A 600-nucleotide genomic window follows, 5' to 3' on the forward strand; every position below is an offset into this window, starting at 1 on the left:
GCACTCATGACCCAACCCATTGTGAATGGGGGAGAGAAAATATTGAGTGATCTTGGTGAATACTTACAGGTTGAAGCGCAAAGTATCAATATTGATGATGATTTTAGTCCTCAACAGCCGCCACAAATGTTAACTCAATATTACGTGGTCGATGTGGATAATGATGGCTTTTTTAATAATCGTGATGAAGATGACGATAACGATGGTCTTAATGATACACAAGAGCGATTAACCGATCGGGATACGACGTTACAGCCACTGCAAGTTTTTGAAAAATATGCGAAGCAGGAAGTAGGCGCGAGAGCTCCAACATTAAATGATTATAACGATACCGATATTGACGTTTCTGATGAACTCATTGAAGAATTAAATGCATTTGTTTTTAATGAATTAAACAACATAGACAATGATTTTACTGATAGACAAAAAATAGAGGCTTATACAACGCTGAAATCAACCCCGGCAGGGACAGAACAGTATCAACAAGCCCAGCAGATATTAGCACACCATACACCGCCTGATTCGACTGATAACCCAGACCGTGATGATAACTCCGATACTCCCCCCCCTGATGATAGTAGCGATAGCCGTTTTGCCATT

1 protein-coding gene is annotated in these 600 nt (G+C 40.3%); it reads left to right on the top strand.

Annotated features, from left to right (window positions below):
- Positions 1-42 precede the first annotated feature (42 nt).
- The coding region (locus ACTRWI_RS22590; RefSeq protein ID WP_499133928.1) for a hypothetical protein at positions 43-600 on the top strand (558 nt) is incomplete at its 3' end.

Source organism: Pseudoalteromonas sp. G5_S1_14_S5, assembly GCF_054968605.1.